Source organism: Streptomyces sp. NPDC037054 (assembly GCF_055606745.1).
This window is the reverse complement of the sequence record NZ_JBVJSJ010000011.1, coordinates 94,697-112,151: the sequence shown is the minus strand read 5'-3', so window position 1 is coordinate 112,151 and position 17,455 is coordinate 94,697. Positions and strand designations below refer to the sequence as shown.

Sequence of the window (17,455 nt, the reverse complement as noted above, 5' to 3'; positions counted from 1 at the left end):
TTTCCTTACGTCGCTGAAAGCAGGGTGGTCGTCGGAACAGGAGGTGTGCGTCGGTCAGTTCGCCGTCATGCGCAGCGCGGCGCAGGCGACGACGCCGTTGTCGTCGACGGAGGAGACGAGGACGACGGAGCCCGCGGGGACCGCGGACCGCTCGGCGGCGCCGAGCAGCGCGCCGATCTGGAAGGCGGCGGAGGCCGCGGCGGTGTCGCCGACGGTGGACATGGCCGGGGCCCGGTCGAGGGCCTCGGCGCCGAAGCGGGCGGTGAGCACCTCGCGCTCCCGCTCGCCGACGGAGCCCGCGAGCGCGGAGGCGGAGACCGCCCACACGTCGCCGGCCTCGATGCCGCCGCGCCGCAGCACGCCGTCGAGGCAGGCGTCGAGGGCCTGGCTCGGGTCGTCGTCGAAGTACACGCGCGACTCGACGGCCAGGACCTCGGCCAGGGCGCGCTCGGAGGCGCCCGGGGTGTCGGAGGACTCCAGCATGAACATGGCGCAGCCCTCGCCGAGCAGCGCGCCCGCGCCGTCCTCGCCGCGCCGGTGGTGGTCCAGCCAGGCGCGCGCGTTGGAGAACTCCTCGGCGGCGCCGGACAGCACCGTGGTGGCGCGGCCGGAGGCGAGCAGCCCGGCGGCGTAGCTCAGCGCCGAGAGCCCGGCGATGCGGCCCCCGGCGATCGTGGTGTTGGGGCCCTTGAGGTTGTGCCAGATGGCGCACTGGCCGGCGGCGCAGTTCATCACCGCGTTCGGCATCAGGGACGGGTCGACGTAGAAGGGCTTGTCGCCCTCCAGGGAGGCCCGCGTGAAGTCCATCATGCTCTGGGCGCTGCCGGTGGTGGTGCCGAGGACCAGGGCGGTCTCCTCGTCGGAGCCCGTGCGCCGGTCGCCGGAGTCGCGCAGCAGGTCACGGACCGCGGTGACGGCGAGTCCGGTCACCCGGTCCATGGACCGGGTGCCCTTCTTGCCGAGGACCTCGCGCAGTTCGAAGCCGGGGATGAGGGCGGCCCGGCTGTCCGGGGCCGCCCACTTCTCGGCGTCCAGCTCGGACGCGGCGTCCTGTCCGGCCAGCATGCCGGCCACGAAGCTGTCCTTGCCGATGCCGAACGGCGACACCGCGGACCACGCGGTGATCACCGGCCGGGTCGCCGTCGCCGGCGCGCTCGCCGTAAGGGTCATGCTCACATTCCGTTCTGCTCGGTTGTGCTCGTGTCCTCGAAGTGACGGTGCCGCTCAGACCGCGGCCGGCTCGGCGGGAGCCGGGACCGGCGGGCGCAGCACGAGCGTGGCGACGCCGTCGTCGGAGTCGGTGCCCGCCACCAGCCACATCGGGCCGTCGGCGCCCGCGTCGAACGCGCCGATCGCCGCCGCGCACTGCACGACGCCGAGCGCCCCGGACAACTCGCCCCACACGGCGGCGAGATCGTTGACGGGCCGGCCCTTCGGCAGGACGGGAGCGGCGTCCGCCGGGGCGAACCAGGCGGTGGGCTCGCGCTCGGCCTCGGCGAGCTCGGCGACGGTGGCCGCCACGTCCGCTCCCCTGGTGTGCGCGCCGACCACGGCCCGGACGGTGGCGCCGCGCGCGGCGGCGGCCTCCTCGGTCTCCAGCAGCAGGGCGGCGGCGCCGTCCACCAGCGGGCCGCCGACCAGGCCGCGCGCGATCTCGTTGTCGGGCTCGACGCCGACCACGACGACGTGGTCGGCGCGGCCCGAGCGCAGCAGGGCGGTGCCCCAGCGCACGGCGTCGAGACCGGAGGCGGGCCCGTTGCACAGCATCAGGTTGGGGCCCTTGAGCCCCCACCTGATGGCGATCTCGGACGCGACGATGTTGCTGGAGGCGTTCGGGGTGTCCATCGGGCTGACGCCGTGGGTGCCCTCGTCGGCGATGGTCTTGACGACGCGGCAGACGGTGTCGACGTTGCCCAGGTTGGAGCTGACCAGGACGGCCGTCCTGGTGCCGTCGACGGTGAGTTCGCCGTCGACCAGCAGTCCGGAGTCGGTCAGCACGCGCAGCGCGGCGCACAGGCCGAGCTGGGTGGCGCGGTCCTTGTAGCGCAGGCCCTTCTTGCCCAGGACGGCGGCCGGTTCGACGGCCCCCTCCGGGGCGACGGCCGCCGCGAGCGCGGTCGCGGAGTCGGCGCCCGGCAGGGCGACACCGACTCCCGTGACGGTAATCATCATGATCCCTCGACAATCGCTACGGCGTTGACGCCGCCGAACCCGAACCCGTGCACCTGCGCCAGCGCCACGTCGTGCTTGGCCTCCTGGCCGCGCACCAGGCGCAGCCCCGCCGCCTCCTCGATGGGCTCCTCCAGGTTGACGAGCGGCGGCACCTTGCCGGTGGCCATCGTCTGCAGGGTGGTGACGAGGCTCATGAGGCCCGCGGAGCCGCTGGTGTGACCGGTCATCGGCTTGATGCCGGTGACGACCGGGCCGCTCGCCGCCTCGCCGAAGACCTCGCCGTACGCGGTGATCTCGACCAGGTCGTTGAGCGGCGTGCCGGTGCCGTGCAGCATCACCATGTCGACGTCCTCGACGCGGGTGCCGGCCAGCCGGTGCGCCTGGCGCATGGCCTCGGCGACCTGCTCGGGGTCGGGCGCGGTGGGGTGCTTGGCGTCGCAGGTCATGCCGACGCCGCGGAGCCTGCCCCACAGCCGGCCGCCCGGCCAGGCGACGTGCTCGCCGCGCAGGACGACGGCGGCGGCGCCGTCGCCGAGGATGGTGCCCTTGCGGTTGACGTCCAGGGTGCGCAGCGCGGTCGGCGGGTTCGGCTGCACCCGGTCGGCCAGGCCGTGCATGCTCTCGGTGATGGCGTCGACGCCCGCGACGATGACGGTGTCGGCCTCGCCCATCGCGAGCAGGTCGGCGCCGAGCGCGAGGGTGTAGAGCGACGCGGAGCACGCGTTGGAGACGGTGAGGGTGTCGGCGGTGCCGAACCGCTCGCGCAGCGCGGTGCCGAAGTGCAGCCGGTCGGCGCCGAATTCGGCGCCGTCCCGCCACCACAGCTCGGCCGACCGCAGCTCGCGCAGGCCGGTGCCGACCAGGACCGGGATGCCGGACAGGTCGTCGCCGAGTCCGGCGTCGGCGGCGGCCTGGCGGACGGCCTCCAGCAGGAACTCGGTGGCGCGCAGCGGACGGTCGGCGCCCGGCTCGGGCCGGTCGTCGATCTCGAACAGCTGCTTGCCGTTGTAGAGGTCGCCGTCGAAGCCGCGCATGGGGCCGAGTCCGCCGCGCCCGGCGCACAGGTTGGAGAAGATCTCGTCGGCGTCGCGGCCGACGCTCGCGACGGCGCCGACTCCGGTGATCGGGATCCTCATCGGACACCTTCCTGGTACTTGCCGAGGATCACGATGGAGTTGTTGCCGCCGAAGGCCAGGCCGTTGTTCTGCACGATCCGCAGGTCCGCCTCGACCGACTGGTTGGGCACGCAGTCGATCTCGCACTCGGGGTCGGTCTCGCGGTGGTTGATGGTCGGCGGGATGAAGCCGTGGTGGATCGACAGGGCGCAGGCGATGGCGGCCAGCGCGCTCGCGGCGCCCATGGTGTGGCCGAGCATCGACTTCAGCGAGACGGTGCGCGGCACGGTGTCGCCGAACACGTCGTGGATGGCGCGCGACTCGGTGACGTCGTTGGCCTTGGTGCCGGTGCCGTGCGCGGAGATCAGGTCGACCTCGGACGCCTTGACGCCGGCGTTCTCCAGGGCGATCTCCATGCAGCGGGCGACGCTGTCCTGGTTCGGGGCGACCTGGTGGTAGGCGTCGCAGTTCATGCCGTAGCCGAGCACCTCGGCGTAGATGCGGGCGCCGCGGGCCTTCGCGGAGGCGAGGCTCTCCAGCATGAGGACGCCGGCGCCCTCGCCCGTGAGGATGCCCTTGCGGTCGACGTCGAAGGGGCGGCACACGTCGGGGGCGATGGTGCCGAGCCGGTAGAAGCCGGTGAAGGTCTTGCGGCACATGGCGTCGGCGCCGCCGCACAGGGCGTAGTCGACCTCGCCGCTGCGGATGGCGTCGAAGCCCTGGCCGATCGCGTAGTTGCCGGCGGAGCAGGCGGTCGCGATGGTCACCGCCTCGACGTTGGACAGGCCGAGTTCCTGGGCGGCGGCGATGGACAGCCGGTTGGGGTGGACCCGGCGGGTGACGGTCGGGTCCATGGCGGCGGGGCCGGAGTTGACCTCGGTCTCGACGAGGTGGTCGAGCTCGTAGGACTCTCCGTCGGTGGTGCCGATGGAGATCATGCCGCGCTGGGCGCGCAGGGCCTCCAGGTCGGCGCCGGCGGCCTCGACGGCCATGCGGGCGGCGGCCACGGAGAACTGCGTGGCGCGGCCCAGGGTTTCGGTGGGCAGGTTGTGGATCCACCGCTCCGGTTCGGCACCGGTGATCTCGCAGCCGTTGGCGTGCGCGAAGCCCTCCGTGTCGAACAGCGTGATCGGCTTGGCGCCGCTGCGGCCGGCCCGCAGCCCTTCGGCGAACTCATCGGCGCCCACACCGATGCTGGAGAACACGCCGAACCCGGTCAGCACCACCCGGGTGGCCGCGTCGTCACGCGTCGCGTCGGAAACGTTCACTGACATCAATCTCCCTCGGTACGGCGTGGTCGCCTGGATGAGGACGTGCGGCTGGGGCCTGTCCGGCGGTGCCGGAACGGCGGGCCGAGCAGCGGAGGGCCGACGGGTTCCGGGGCCCTCCGGTCGCTCGGCGTCCCGGGTGTTACTTCGCGGCGATGGCCTCGCCGACCACGGCGTAGACGCCGTCGAGGTTGACCATGCGCTCCAGCTCGGTCTGCTCGATGGTGACCTTGAACTCCTTCTCGAGGCCCGCGAGAATCTCGATGGCCCGCAGCGAGTCCGCGCCGTGGTCCTCCTTGAAGAGGCTGCTGTCGGTCACCTCGTCCTCCTCGAGCTCCAGGACGTCGCAGACGATCTCCTTGATGCGAGCCTGCTGACCGGCGTCGATCGTGGTGGTCATGTGATTCCCTCTGTTCTTTCCGTGGTCCCCAGTGCAGGGAAGGGTGGTTCGTGACGGCCGGGGGCCTTGGCCCGCCGGGCCGCACGTCTGGGTGCGCGCGGGTGGGTGTGTGTCGCGCGCGGGTTCACTCGCGGTTCGCGCGCAGGGTCACTGCCGCGCGCCGGAGGAGCTGTCGGGCCGGAGCCGGAAGGGCCGCTTCGGGGTGGCGCGCCGGGCGCTTCCCCGGCACACCTCCCGGGGGTCCCAGCCGTCCGGGCGGTCGGGCAACAGGTCGGGGTCGCCGTACACCGTGCCGGCGCGGGCGGCGGCCAGCAGGGGTTCGCCGAGGATGTCGGCGGCGCAGCTGATGCCGCCGAGCATGACGCCGGCGATGCCGTTGCCGGCCTGGGTGCTGGCGCCGACGACGTGCAGTCCGGCGATGGCGGTGGCGGTGCCGGGGCGGGCGGTGCCGCCCCACTCGGCCATGCCGAAGGGCGTGCCGCCGGTGGAGAAGGTGTACCGCTCGTGGGTGAGCGGGGTCGCCGCCTCCAGGTGGGTGATGTGCGGGCGCAGCGGGCCGAGGGCCTTCTCGGCGGCGTTCAGCGTGGCCTCGGTGAGTTCCCGCTTGCGGCGCAGGTAGATCGGGTTGCGCCGGTAGTCGCCGCCGTCGGCCGGTCCCTCGGTGACGCCCCACCACGCGTAGTCGGGCGGGCACAGCGTCATGACCTGGAGGTTGGCGTGCCCCGGCGGGCACATCGCGGGGTTGTCCGGGTCCTTGAGCGAGGCGAACGAGCAGAAGAGGAAGGGGACTTCGCTCGTGCCGCCGGTGCTCACGGCGTCGAAGTAGCCGTCGATGTCGTCGGTGTCGTACCACCACAGGTTGGCGTTGGGCCGGTCCCGCAGGTCGGTGTCGAGGCCGAGGTAGAGCACCAGCCACGGCATGCCCATGCGGGCCTGTTCGGTGCGGGTGACCAGGGACTTCTGGAAGTGCTCGCGGCCGACGAGTTCGAGCACGGTCCGGGGGTAGTCCGCGTTGGACACCACCAGGTCCGCGGTGACGATCTCGCCGCTGTCCAGGTGGACGCCGGTGACCCGGCCGTTGTCGACGAGGATGCGGCGCACCCGGCTGCGGGTGCGGACCTCGCCGCCGTGCGCCTCGATCACCTCGACGAGGCCGGCGGAGAGCATCTGGCCGCCGCCCGCCGGGAAGTAGGCCCCGCGCAGGTAGTGGTCCGTGACGCTGGTGTGCCGCGCCACGGTGGCCTGCTTGGGGGTGAGGCCGTAGTTGGGGGCCTGCGCGGCGAGCACCGTGCGGGCCCGCGCGGACAGTCCGCAGTGCCGGAACAGGTCGTCCAGCGTGCGCCTGCCCCACTGCCGGATGGTGGTGGTGCGGGCGGCGATGTCCTGCGGCGCCCACTGGTGGGCCTCGAACAGCGCGGCGCGCTGCTCCTCGCCGAGCGCCGAGCAGACGTCGACGAAGGTGTTGAGCCCGGCGGCCTCCTCGGGCATCGCCGCCGTGAGGCGCCGCCGGTACTCCTCCCAGCCCGCGGGCATGTCGACGGACACCCCGGGCACCCTGATGAGGTCGAATCCGCTCTGGTCCATCTCCAGGAAGTCCACGCGGTCGGCGAGGCCCACCCCGGACAGGATGCTCGGGATGACTCCGCCGGGCGCGCAGTCGCCCAGGTAGTGGACGCCCACGTCGAACTCGTAGGCGCGGCGGCGCCGGAACACGTGGCTGTTGCCGCCCACGATGGTGAACTGCTCCAGCACCAGGACGCGCTTGCCGGCCGCCGCCAGATAGGCCGCGGTGGTCAGGCCGCCGAGGCCGGCGCCGACCACGACGGCGTCCCAGTCGGTGCCGCGCCCGATGCCGCGCGCGTCGCTGTCCACAGTCGTCTCCTCGTAGTTCGCCGCAGGGTGGGGTGCCCGGGCCGCGGTGTCCGGCCCGGGGTTGGTGTCCGTCACGCGGTGGTCAGCCGCAGCCGCCGGCGTGGCCCTGGTCGCCGCCGGCGGCCAGCAGGTCGGCGTGGGTGGCCGGGTCGGGCGCCTCGACGGCCGCCGCGGCCTTCTTGGCGGCCTTGGCGCGGTCCGCCTCCTCGCTCGCGTGGAAGGCCTTGACGAAGGCGTTGACGCGGTCGACGCCCCAGAACTTGTCGCGGCCGTTGATGAAGAACGGCACGCCGAACAGCCCGTCGTGGGCGGACTCCGCGAGGTACGCGGCGCCCCGCTTGCGCAGTTCGGGGTCCTGGTGCGCGGTGGACAGCCGCTCGGCGTCCAGGCCGAGGTCGGTCGCGATGGCCGCGATGACCTCCGGCTCGGAGATGTTCTTGCCCTCCTGCCAGCGGGCGCGGTGGGCGGCGGCCACGAAGTCCTTGCCGCGGCCCTCGTCCTCGGCGGCGATCCACGCGAGGTGGGAGACCTCCCAGCACGGGTCGCGGTCGATCGGCCACGTGATGTCGGTCAGGCCGCGCTCGGTCGTCAGGCGCCGGGTGTCCTGAAGGATGTAGAAGTTCTTCGCCCGGCTCATGGCGACGATCGGCAGGGTGACGCCCTCGTCGGCGAGGAGGCGCGTGGTCTCCTCGTCGGGCTCCCAGAAGGGCAGCCACTCGATGGCGTCGAGCACCTCCGGGTGGGTGTCCATCAGGTCGCGGTAGGCGAGCCAGGAATACGGGCTGCGCAGGGAGAAGTACCAGCGCGGCCGGCGACGGGAAGCCATGAGGTCCTCCGGGCTGTGGGGTCGGGGGTCACTCGCCGCGAATGGCGCGCAGGACCTCGTCGTCGAAGACGGCCATCTGCCACTCCGAGTCCGGGGTCTCCTTGTGGCAGTAGCCGTGGGTGATCTCGCCGGTGGCAGTCTTGACGAGCTTGCCGTCCCGCACGACGTAGAAGTCCATGCGGGAGGTGTAGAGCATGTCCTTGAAGACGGACTCCACGGTGTAGACCGTGTACAGGTCCTCTTCCATGATCGTCTCGTCGGTGAAGCGCAGCTTGTTCGACGTCACGACGGGGATCCAGCCGCGCTCGTCGAGCAGGCGCTTGATGCTGATGCCGCGGGAGGCGACGAAGAGGTGCTTGGCCTCTTCCATCTGGCGCAGGTAGCCGGACATCTGCATGCGCTCGGTGAAGTGGCAGTAGTAGTACGGCACCCGCCACTTCCAGCCGACGGCGTTGTCGTCGCCGATGATCTCGGCGAGCACCGGGTCGGTGTCGGCGTCCTCGCCGCGGTGGAAGGCGCCGTTGAGGTCGTCGCTCGGGGTGCTGGCCAGCTCGGTGGGCTCGGCGGTGGCGAGCCGGTCGACGACGAAGCGCTCCAGCTCGGCGGGGAGCGGCGCCGGGTCGGGGATGGCCGGGTCGCGGCGCAGCAGGACGCGCAGCTTGGAGGTGACGGCCTTCTTGGGGGCGCCGTCGCGCTGCACGATCGCGGCCACCGCGAAGACCATCTCGCGGTCGGTGTCCTTGGTCTTCGGGGTGACCTCGATCAGGACGTCGTCGTCGAGGGTGAGCACGGTGTGCAGGCGGGTGTCGACGCCGACCACGTCGAAGTTGACGCCGTGCACGAGGTACAGCTCGGTGGCGCCGAGGCCGACGGCCCGGAAGTGGTCGAGCACCGCGGCTTCGAGCATGTAGTTGTCGCACTTGAAGCCGATCGCGGTGTTGATGTTGCCGCCCTCGTAGGGGGGACGCATGGTCACCGAACTCGGCTCGGTCAGCAGCTTCTTGATCTCGACATCGGTCAGGGTGGCCATCGATGTACTCCCGTACTCAGTTGACCGCCGTCGGGGGGTGACCCGCCGACACGGTGGTGAGGAATTGCTGGACAGCGAGCGAGAACCGCTCCGGACGCTCGGCCATCGGGGTGTGACCGCAGCCGTCGATCCGGTCGAGCGTGGCGTTGCCGAGCCGGGCCGCGAGGGCCGTGCCCTCGGCCGGCGGTGCGATCGGGTCCTCGGCGCCGACGACGACGTGGACGGGCAGGTCCACCAGGCCGACGGGCAGGAAGGGGGTGCGCAGGTAGGCGTGCAGGTGGCGGACCACCCAGTGGGGTCCGAGCGCGTCCAGGGACCGCTCGGCCATCTCGGCCCGCAGCCCGGGGTCGAGGGGCTTGCGGGACCGGGCCTGGATGCCGTCCTCGGCGCCGAGGCGCAACAGGTCGAGGAACACGGGCAGTTCGGCCCAGCTGAACTCCTCGGCCCGCTGCCGGTGGAACGGCGAGACGAGGACGGCGGCGCGTATGCCGAGTTCCTCGCGCGGGTCCCGGCCGGCCGCCGCGATGTCGGCGAGCAGGGTTTGCAGCAGGACCGTCGCGAAGGAATGCGCGATCACCACGTCCACGCCGCCGGGAATCCGGGCGATCGCCTCGGTGATCCAGGTGGCGTCGTCGCGTTCGGCGACGGCGAACGTGCCGCCGGCCCGCCAGGGCAGGGCCGCGGTCCACAGTTCGAGTCCCGGCGGCCGGTGCTCCACGAAGGCGTCCCAGGAGCTCTCGCTGCTGCCGAGGCCGTGCAGCAGCAGGGCGCGCGCGTCCGCCTCGGCGGACACGCACCGCTGCCGGAGCACGAGCGGCTCGACATGGGCTTCCTGGAGCACCGGATATCCCTTTCGAAGAAATTCGGGCAGCAAAGGGTATTGCCGGGGCCAGAATTCAGCCCGGCAACTTCCGCCACGCTAGCAACCTTGTCCGGGCCGACAGAGTGCCGACCGGGGATTTTGCAGCGATATGCAATCCGCTGCGCGGACACGTCTATTGACGTGCCGCACACTCAAATCATCCAGGAATTGCGGCCCGCCGAAAGGGGCGTTTCAGCAAGCTGCGACTACAAGTTTTCCCACGTGCCGACGACCTCGTCGGCGTCGCCCCGCAGGGCCATCGACCGGCGGGCCACCACCAGGGCCTTCGGCCAGTTCACGGTCAGTACGGCGCCGAGGCGGCCCGCGCGCCGGTAGGCGACGGCGAACCGGCGCCTGGGCCCGTCGGCCCGCACCACGTCGACCTCGTCGCCCGGGCCGGGCCGGCCCAGCAGGGTGATCTTCCCGCCGTACTGGTCGGACCAGACGAAGTACTCGTGCCGGTACGGCTCCGGGTCGGGACCCGCGATGGCGCGGGCGACGACGCCGGCCTGCTCCACGGCGTTGGTCCAGTGCTCGACGCGGACGTGCCGGCCCGCGACCGGGTCGTGGCAGCGGGCGACGTCGCCGACGGCGTACACGGTGTGGTCGGCGTCGACCGCGCAGTACTCGTCGCACAGCACACCGCCGTCGGTGTCCAGCACGATGCCGGAGTCGGCCAGCCAGTCGGTGTTGGGCCGGACGCCGATGCCCACCACGACGGCGTCCGCGGGCAGGGTGCTGCCGTCGCCGAGCGTGACGCCGGTGACGGCGGTCCCGCCGTCGAGCCCGGCGACGGAGGTGCCGCACAGCAGCCGCACGCCGTTGTCCCGGTGGAGCAGGGCGAGTTCGGCGGCGACGTCCTCGCCGAGCAGCCCGGACAGCGGTGCGGGCAGGGCCTCCACCACGGTCACGTCGATGCCGCGGGCGCGGGCCGTGGAGGCCACCTCCGCACCGACGAATCCGCCGCCGACGACGACGAGCCGGCCGGTGCCGATCCGTTCGAGGTCGGCCCGCAGGGCGTGGCTGTCGGCGAGGGTGCGCAGTACGTGCACTCCCCCGAGCGGCATGCCGGGCAGCGTGCGGGGCGCCGCGCCGCAGGCCAGGACCAGCCGGTCGTAGCCGAGCCGGGTCCCGTCGTCGAGGCGCAGCACGCGCGCCGCCGGGTCGAGGCCGGCCGCGGCGGCGACGTGCCGGGTGGCGCCCCACTGTCCGGGGTCGCCGAGCGAGGCGCGCTCGGCGTCCCACTCCCCGGCGAGGATCTGCTTGGACAGGGGCGGACGGTCGTAGGGCGCGTCCGGGTCGGGGTCGACCAGCGTGACGGGCCCCGCGTGGCCGGCCTCCCGCAGGGCGGCGGCCACACGGGTGCCGCCGACCGAGGCGCCGACGATGACCACATGGCGGTCGGTCACGACACCGCTCCCTCGGCCACGGCGCCGGTGCCCGCGGCGTGTTCGGCCAGGGCGCGCGGGGTGCGCAGTTCCAGGACGTCGCGCAGTCCGAAGGTCCAGCCGGACTTGCGGGCCTTGTTGGCGAGCCGGGCCGCGCGCAGGCTGTCGCCGCCGCGGCTGAAGAAGTCGTCGTCGAGGTGGACGGCGGGCACGCCGAGGATCTCGGCGAACAGGGCGCACAGCTGCGTCTCGGCCTCGGTGCGGGGCGCGGCGCCGGTGGGGCCGTCCCCGGCCGGCGGCTCGGGCAGGGCGGCCTTGTCGAGCTTGCCGTTGGAGGTGAGCGGGAGTTCGCCGACCACCATGACCGCGGAGGGCACCATGTAGGCGGGCAGGGTCCGCGCGACGGCCTCGCGCAGCGCGGCCGGGTCGGGGGCGGCGCCGTCCTCGGGGACGACGTAGCCGGCGAGGTACCGGTCGCCCGAGGCGTCCTCGCGTGCGATGACGGCGGCCTGCCGCACGCCGTCCTGGGCGGCGACCACGGAGGTGACCTCGCCGAGTTCGATGCGGTAGCCGCGGATCTTGACCTGGTCGTCGGTGCGGCCGAGGTATTCGAGGTTGCCGTCGGGCCGCATGCGGGCGATGTCGCCGGTGCGGTACATCCGCGTGCCGCCGGGTGCGGCGACGAAGCGTTCCGCGGTGAGTCCGGGCCGGCCCAGGTAGCCGCGCGCGACCTGGCCGCCCGCGATGTACAACTCGCCCTCGGTGCCCGCCGGGACGGGCCGCAGCCGCTCGTCCAGGACGTACAGCTCGGTGCCGGGCGTCGGCCGGCCGATGGGGGTGGCTCCGGGCTCTGCCTCGTCGTCGGGCCGGATGGAGAACACGCAGCAGCCGACGGTCGCCTCGGTGGGGCCGTACTCGTTGACGACGGTCGCGCCGGGGTGGGTGCGGCGCCAGCGGTCCACGACGTCGCCGATCAGCATCTCGCCGCCGACGACCAGTTCGCCGGTCGGGGACAGGCTGCTCGGCAGCGCGGTCAGCAGCGGCAGGTGGGAGGGGGTGGCCTTGACGAAGCCCGGCCGCCCGGCCGCCGTCTCGTGCTCCTCCGGCTCCCGGTCGAGGGAGGCGACCCGGATGCGGCCGCCCAGCAGGAGCGGCCCGTACAGCGCGGTGACGGTGAGGTCGAAGGCGACCGGGGAGTGCAGCAGCGCCTCCTCGGCGAGGCCCGGGTAGGCGGCGCAGGCGAACTCCAGGTAGCGCACGAGGGTGTCGTGCTGCACGGTGACGCCCTTGGGGCGGCCGGTGGAGCCGGAGGTGTAGATGACGTACGCCAGGTTGTGCGCGTCGAGCGGCGCCGGGCGGTCGGCGTCGGTCGGGTCGTGCGCGGGGCCGCCGGCCGCCTCGGCCGCGGCGATCACCGCGGGGACGGCGACGGTGGACGGCCCCTCGGACGCGGCCTCGGCGTCCTGGAGGAGCATCAGCTGAAGGCCGGTGTCCTCGGTGATGAACGCGAGGCGCTCGGCCGGGCAGTCGCTGTCGATCGGCACGTAGGCGGCACCGGCCTTGAGGACGGCGAGCAGGGCCACCACCAGGTCGGCCGACCTGGGGATGCGCACGCCGACCACCCGCTCCGGGCCCATGCCGCGCGCGATCAGGTGGTGCGCCAGCAGGTTGGCCCGGCGGTTGAGCTCGGTGTAGTCCAGTTCCCGGTCGCCGTCGCGGACGGCGACGGCGTGCGGGGTGCGCGCCACCTGCGCCTGGAAGAGGTCGGGCAGGGACGGTTCAGCCATGGTGGGTTCCTCTTGCTGTCGGAGTCATCCGGCGTGGTCCGCGGCCAGTTGGCGGATCGTCGGACGCAGGTACAGGTCGCGCATGGCCACCGTGGGGCCGCCGCGTCGGCGCAGCGCCGCGCCGACGCGCATGGCGAGCAGCGAGTTGCCGCCGAGGTCGAAGAAGTTGTCGTCGGGGCCGACCGGGACGCCGAGGACGTCCTGCCACACCTCCAGCAGCACGTCCTCGAACGTGCCGCCTCCCGCCGGGGCCTGGGGTGCGGTCTCCTTGGGGGCGGAGGTGACGGGCTGCTCGGGGGTGGTGACCTGCGCGGCCGGTGCGGGCTTCGGCAGTTTGCGGGTGTCGAGCTTGCCGTTGGTGGTCAGCGGCATCCGGTCCAGCGCGGTGACCGTCGACGGGACCATGTACTCGGGCAGGAACCGGCTCGCGCGCTGCCGCACGGAGGCGGTGTCGTCGCCGTCCATGACCACGTACGCGTCGAGCTGGGCGGTCGCCGCGTCGTCCGGGTCGGCCCGGTTGAGGACCACGGCCGCGGCGGAGACCTGCGGGTCGTCCAGCAGCACCGAGCGGATCTCGTCCAGTTCGATGCGGAAGCCGCGCAGCTTGACCTGGCTGTCGAGGCGGCCGAGGTGTTCGAGGCGGCCGTCGGGCAGCAGGCGTCCCTTGTCGCCGCTGCGGTACATGCGCTCGCCGGTGCGCGGGTCGGTGAGGAAGCGCTGCGCGGTGAGTTCGGGCTTGTTCAGGTAGTGCGCGGCGACGCCGGCGCCGCCGACGTAGATCTCGCCGGCCACGCCGACCGGCAGGGTCCGGCCCTCGGGGTCGCAGACGCGCACCCACCAGCCGGGCAGCGCGGGCCCGACCGACTTGGACCCGGCGAGGGCCTCGGCGCGGGTGACGGTCTGGGCGGTGACGTGGACCGTGGTCTCGGTGATGCCGTACATGTTGACGACCCGGCAGGCGGTCTCCGGGTGCCGGTCGAACCAGGGCAGCAGCATCCGCGGGTCGAGACCCTCGCCGCCGAAGATCACCAGGCGTACGGGGACGGGGTCGGCGCCGTCCCGCTCGACCTCCACCAGATGCGCGAACGCGGACGGGGTCTGGCTGAGCACCGTGACCCGCTCGCGCAGCAGCAGGGCGTGGAAGTCCTCCGGGGAGCGGGACACCCAGTAGGGCACGACGACGAGGCGGCCGCCGGTGAGCAGGCAGCCCCAGATCTCCCAGACCGAGAAGTCGAAGGCGCTGGAGTGGAACAGCGTCCAGGCGTCGTCGGCGCCGAGTCCGAAGTCGCCGGTGGTGGCGGCCATCAGGCCGAGGACGTTGACGTGCGGGATGACGCAGCCCTTGGGGCGGCCGGTGGAGCCGGAGGTGTAGATGACGTACGCCGGGTCGTCGGCGCCGGTCTCCGACGGCGGGGGTCCGTCGCACTCGGCGGGGGCCAGTTCCGCCAGGCCCGCCAGGGAGACGACGCGGGCGGTGTCGCCGCCGGGGAAGTCCGCCAGCTCGGTGATGACGGTGGTGAGGCCGGCGTCGGACGTCGTGTAGGACAGCCGGTCCTGCGGGTAGGCCGGGTCCATCGGCACGTACGTGGCGCCCGCCTTGAGCACCGCGAGCAGGGCGACGATCAGGTCGGCGGAGCGCTCCAGGCACACGCCGACGCGGTCGCGGTCGGCCACGCCCAGGGCGCGCAGGGCGTGCGCGAACCGGTCGGCGCGGCGGTCGAGTTCGCCGTAGGTGAGGCGGGTGTCCTCGAAGCAGACGGCGACGGCGTCGGGCCGTTCGGCGGCGATCGCGGTGACGGCGCTGTCGATGCGGCGCCGTTCGACGGCCGGCACGGGTCCCGGCCGGCCGAGGGCGTCGAGGCGCCGCGCCTCCTCCTCGTCCCACAGCCGCAGGTCCGCGACGAGGGTGTCGGGCGCGTCCACGAGCGTGCGGTGCGCCCGGCTCACGTGCCGCAGGAACTGGTCGGCGATGGCGGGGTCCAGGGTCCGCGGGGAGAAGTCGCAGCGCAGCGCCCGCTCACCGGTGGCCTCGCGGGTCACGGTGACGGTCACGGGGAACGGCGGCCGCTGGAACGGCCGGTACTCGGCGTGCGCCGCGCCGGGCAGGCCATCGGCGGGGTCCCGGTCGGCGAGGACGAGACCCACGGAGCCGGCGCCCGAAGGGTCGACGCCCGCGGCGGTCAGCGCGCGCCGGAGTTCGTCCGTGAGGTGGGCGGGGCCGGCGGCCGTACCGGCACGCAGTTCCTTGTCGACGGTGCCCAGTGGGTGCGTGCCGTCGGCGGCCACGGGGACGAGGGCGATCCGGTCGGCGGCGCCGTGGGGGTCGGGCCGCGTCGTCGCGAGGACGGGCCGGGTGGTGCCCTCGTAGCGGGCGAGGACGACCCCGAGGGCGGCCGCCCAGGTGTCGGCGTCGCCGGCCGGGTGGTCCGCCGGCAGGGTCAGCGTCCGCGTCCCGGGGGTGTCGGGTCCGTGCGGACGGCCGAGGCCCCAGTCGAGCTCGGCACCGAGCGCGCAACCGGCGAGCTCGGCCGCGTGCCGGGCGGGGTCGCCGGAGCCTTCGGCCGCGGACGCCTCGCCTTGCCCCGGGGCCCGGGCGGGACGGGCGGCGTCCTCCCCCGGCCCGGCGGCCGGGGCGGCAGCGGCCCCGTGCGGTGCCGCGCCCAGGAGCCGCGCCGTGAACGTCCGCAGGGCGTCGGCGCCCAACGCGGCGCGGTGGGCGACCACGACGAGGTCGGCGGCGCCGTCCGCGTAGTGCAGCAGCACGGCGCGGACGGGGGCGTCCACCGGGCGGGCGAGTTCGCGGTCCCGTCGGCGGGCGGCGGCGGGCGCGTCGGCGGGGCCGGGCACGCGCTCGGTCCACAGCCGTGCGGAGGTGCGGAAGGCCGCCGCCGGGCCGGTGCCGGCGGGCAGTTCGGCCGCCAGGGCGGCGAACCGCTCGGCGAGCACGTCCGCCCATGGCCCGCCGGCCGACGGGCCTTGAGCCGCCGGCCCGTCCGCCAGGCGCACCCGCAGGGCGTGGCACGCGGCGCCGGGTGCGGACCGGTAGGTGTCCGAGAGCCACTCGGCGGCGCGGACGGTGTCCCGCTCCGGCGTGAGTGGCGCGACGGCGTCCTGTTGAGAGATCGACACGACTGGTCCCCTAGACGTGGTTGTGGTGGCTCAGCGGATGGTGAAGCCGCCGTCGACGGTCAGCACGGAGCCGGTCACCTGCCTGGACTCGTCGGAGGCCAGCCAGAGTGCGGCGCCCGCCACGTCCTCCGGCTCGATCAGCGCGTTCATCGGCTGCGACTGGACGAAGGTCTGCTCGTGCTCGCCGACCGGCAGCTGGAGCGACCTGGCGATCTCGGTGAGCATCCGGCCCTCGGCGCGGCTGTCGTCCCGGATGGAGCCCGGGCACAGGGCGTTGACGCGGACCTTCAGCGGCGCGTAGTCCAGCGCGGCGGCCTTGGTGAGGCCGATCAGGCCGTGCTTGGAGGCCGTGTAGCCGGCGAAGTGGCGGTAGCCCACCAGGCCGGCGGTGGAGGCGACGTTGATGACGCTGCCGGAGCGCCGGGCGACCATGTGCGGGCCGACCAGCGACATCATGCGCCAGGCGCCGGACAGGTTGATGTCGATCATCACCGCCCACTCGTCCTCGGTGATCTCGTGGGTGGTCCGGCCGGACGGCGCCACGATGCCCGCGTTGTTGACGAGGACGTCGATGGCGCCGAACCGGTCGCACACCTCGTCCACGACCTTGCGCAGGGCGGCGAGGTCGCGGATGTCGGCCTCGGCCGTGAGCACCGCGGAGCCCTGTTCCCGGCACAGCTCGGCGGTGTGCTCCAACTGGCTCGCGGTACCGAGCGGGTAGGGCACGCCGGGCACGTCGCCGCACACGTCGAGCAGGGCGAGATCGGCGCCCTCCCGGCTGAACGCCAGCGCGCAGGCACGGCCGACACCGCGCGCGGCTCCCGTCACGACGACGGTCTTTCCTTGCAGGCGCACCAAGACTCCTTAAACGTTGGGGGCGGTCGCCGGGACCCGTCCGGCCGGCTCAGGCGGGGCAGGCGTCCGCGAGCACGTCGACGATGCCTTCGGGGTTGTCGACCAGGTACATGTGGCCGCCCTCGACCTCCACGAACCGGAAGTCCCTGCTGGTGGCCTTGGACCACTCCATGGCCTGCTCGGTGGTCACGAGGGTGTCGGTGGTGCCGCGCACGGAGACGATCGGCGCGTCGAGCGGCTCCTCGGAGCTGGGCACGTACGCCTCGTGCATCTCGACGTCGGCGCGCAGCGTCGGCAGCAGCAGCTCACGCATCTCGGGGTCCTCCAGCGCGTCGTGCTTGTAGCCGGCGAACTCCTTGACGCGGTCGAGGAACTGGTCGTCGTCGAGGCCGCTCGCGCCGTTCTCGCGGCGGGTCCAGGGGCCGGGCGAGCCGCTGACCACGAGCGCGGCGAGTTCCACGCCCTCGGTGCGGGTCAGCCGGTGCGCGATCTCGTACGACAGCACGGCGCCGAGGCTGTGTCCGAACAGCACGACCGGTCCCGCGCCCTTGACGCGGTCGAGGACCTCGGGCAGCAGTCCGTCGGCGGCGACGACGGCGTCCTGGTAGGGCTCCTCGGCGAAGCGCTGCTCGCGGCCGGGCAGCTGGATCGCGGCGAGGTCGAAGCGGTCCTGGGACAGCGGCACCCAGGGGCGGAAGACCGAGGCGCCGGCACCGGCGAACGGCACGCAGAGCACGACCGTCTTTGACAT

The 17,455-nt window shown here is 73.5% G+C and carries 14 protein-coding genes; all 14 read right to left on the bottom strand.

Annotation, left to right across the window (positions count from 1 at the left end; genetic code table 11):
* Positions 1-54 precede the first annotated feature (54 nt).
* The 14 genes from ACZ7D7_RS25020 to ACZ7D7_RS24955 all read right to left on the bottom strand — a co-directional run bounded on the left by ACZ7D7_RS25020 (position 55) and on the right by ACZ7D7_RS24955 (position 17,455).
* Positions 55-1,170, bottom strand: a complete 1,116-nt coding sequence (locus tag ACZ7D7_RS25020) for a beta-ketoacyl synthase N-terminal-like domain-containing protein (RefSeq protein WP_470827098.1) — start codon at positions 1,168-1,170, stop codon at positions 55-57.
* A 54-nt stretch (positions 1,171-1,224) separates the two neighbouring features.
* Positions 1,225-2,172 (bottom strand): beta-ketoacyl synthase N-terminal-like domain-containing protein, encoded by a 948-nt coding sequence (locus tag ACZ7D7_RS25015; RefSeq protein WP_470827096.1) that lies wholly within the window; start codon positions 2,170-2,172, stop codon positions 1,225-1,227.
* On the bottom strand, positions 2,169-3,308 hold the full coding sequence (locus tag ACZ7D7_RS25010; RefSeq protein ID WP_470827095.1) for a beta-ketoacyl-[acyl-carrier-protein] synthase family protein: 1,140 nt from the start codon (positions 3,306-3,308) through the stop codon (positions 2,169-2,171). Before ACZ7D7_RS25010 ends, ACZ7D7_RS25015 begins: the two co-directional genes overlap by 4 nt.
* The gene (locus ACZ7D7_RS25005) at positions 3,305-4,561 is read right to left on the bottom strand and encodes a beta-ketoacyl-[acyl-carrier-protein] synthase family protein (protein WP_470827094.1); all 1,257 of its coding nucleotides are present in this window, start codon (positions 4,559-4,561) and stop codon (positions 3,305-3,307) included. The genes ACZ7D7_RS25010 and ACZ7D7_RS25005 overlap by 4 nt, the downstream gene beginning before the upstream one ends.
* 136 nt (positions 4,562-4,697) lie before the next feature.
* Positions 4,698-4,955 carry an acyl carrier protein gene (locus ACZ7D7_RS25000; protein WP_470827093.1) on the bottom strand — a complete coding sequence of 86 codons (258 nt, stop codon included), beginning with the start codon at positions 4,953-4,955 and terminating at the stop codon, positions 4,698-4,700.
* 147 nt (positions 4,956-5,102) lie between these two features.
* On the bottom strand, positions 5,103-6,827 hold the full coding sequence (locus ACZ7D7_RS24995; RefSeq protein WP_470827092.1) for a phytoene desaturase family protein: 1,725 nt from the start codon (positions 6,825-6,827) through the stop codon (positions 5,103-5,105).
* Positions 6,828-6,909: 82 nt separating this feature from the next.
* On the bottom strand, positions 6,910-7,653 hold the full coding sequence (locus ACZ7D7_RS24990; protein WP_470827091.1) for a DsbA family protein: 744 nt from the start codon (positions 7,651-7,653) through the stop codon (positions 6,910-6,912).
* A 28-nt stretch (positions 7,654-7,681) separates the two neighbouring features.
* On the bottom strand, positions 7,682-8,683 hold the full coding sequence (locus ACZ7D7_RS24985; RefSeq protein WP_470827089.1) for a thioesterase family protein: 1,002 nt from the start codon (positions 8,681-8,683) through the stop codon (positions 7,682-7,684).
* A 16-nt stretch (positions 8,684-8,699) separates the two neighbouring features.
* Positions 8,700-9,524: an alpha/beta fold hydrolase gene (locus ACZ7D7_RS24980; RefSeq protein WP_470827088.1), complete on the bottom strand. Its 825-nt coding sequence runs from the start codon at positions 9,522-9,524 to the stop codon at positions 8,700-8,702.
* A 227-nt stretch (positions 9,525-9,751) separates the two neighbouring features.
* Positions 9,752-10,954: an NAD(P)/FAD-dependent oxidoreductase gene (locus tag ACZ7D7_RS24975; protein WP_470827087.1), complete on the bottom strand. Its 1,203-nt coding sequence runs from the start codon at positions 10,952-10,954 to the stop codon at positions 9,752-9,754.
* Positions 10,951-12,720 carry a non-ribosomal peptide synthetase gene (locus ACZ7D7_RS24970; protein ID WP_470827086.1) on the bottom strand — a complete coding sequence of 590 codons (1,770 nt, stop codon included), beginning with the start codon at positions 12,718-12,720 and terminating at the stop codon, positions 10,951-10,953. The genes ACZ7D7_RS24975 and ACZ7D7_RS24970 overlap by 4 nt, the downstream gene beginning before the upstream one ends.
* Positions 12,721-12,744: 24 nt before the next feature.
* Positions 12,745-15,849 carry an amino acid adenylation domain-containing protein gene (locus ACZ7D7_RS24965; RefSeq protein WP_470827085.1) on the bottom strand — a complete coding sequence of 1,035 codons (3,105 nt, stop codon included), beginning with the start codon at positions 15,847-15,849 and terminating at the stop codon, positions 12,745-12,747.
* Positions 15,850-15,879: 30 nt separating this feature from the next.
* Complete coding sequence (locus tag ACZ7D7_RS24960) at positions 15,880-16,704, bottom strand: mycofactocin-coupled SDR family oxidoreductase (RefSeq protein WP_470827084.1); 825 nt, start codon at positions 16,702-16,704, stop codon at positions 15,880-15,882.
* Between the two features lie 49 nt (positions 16,705-16,753).
* Positions 16,754-17,455 (bottom strand): thioesterase II family protein, encoded by a 702-nt coding sequence (locus tag ACZ7D7_RS24955; RefSeq protein ID WP_470827083.1) that lies wholly within the window; start codon positions 17,453-17,455, stop codon positions 16,754-16,756.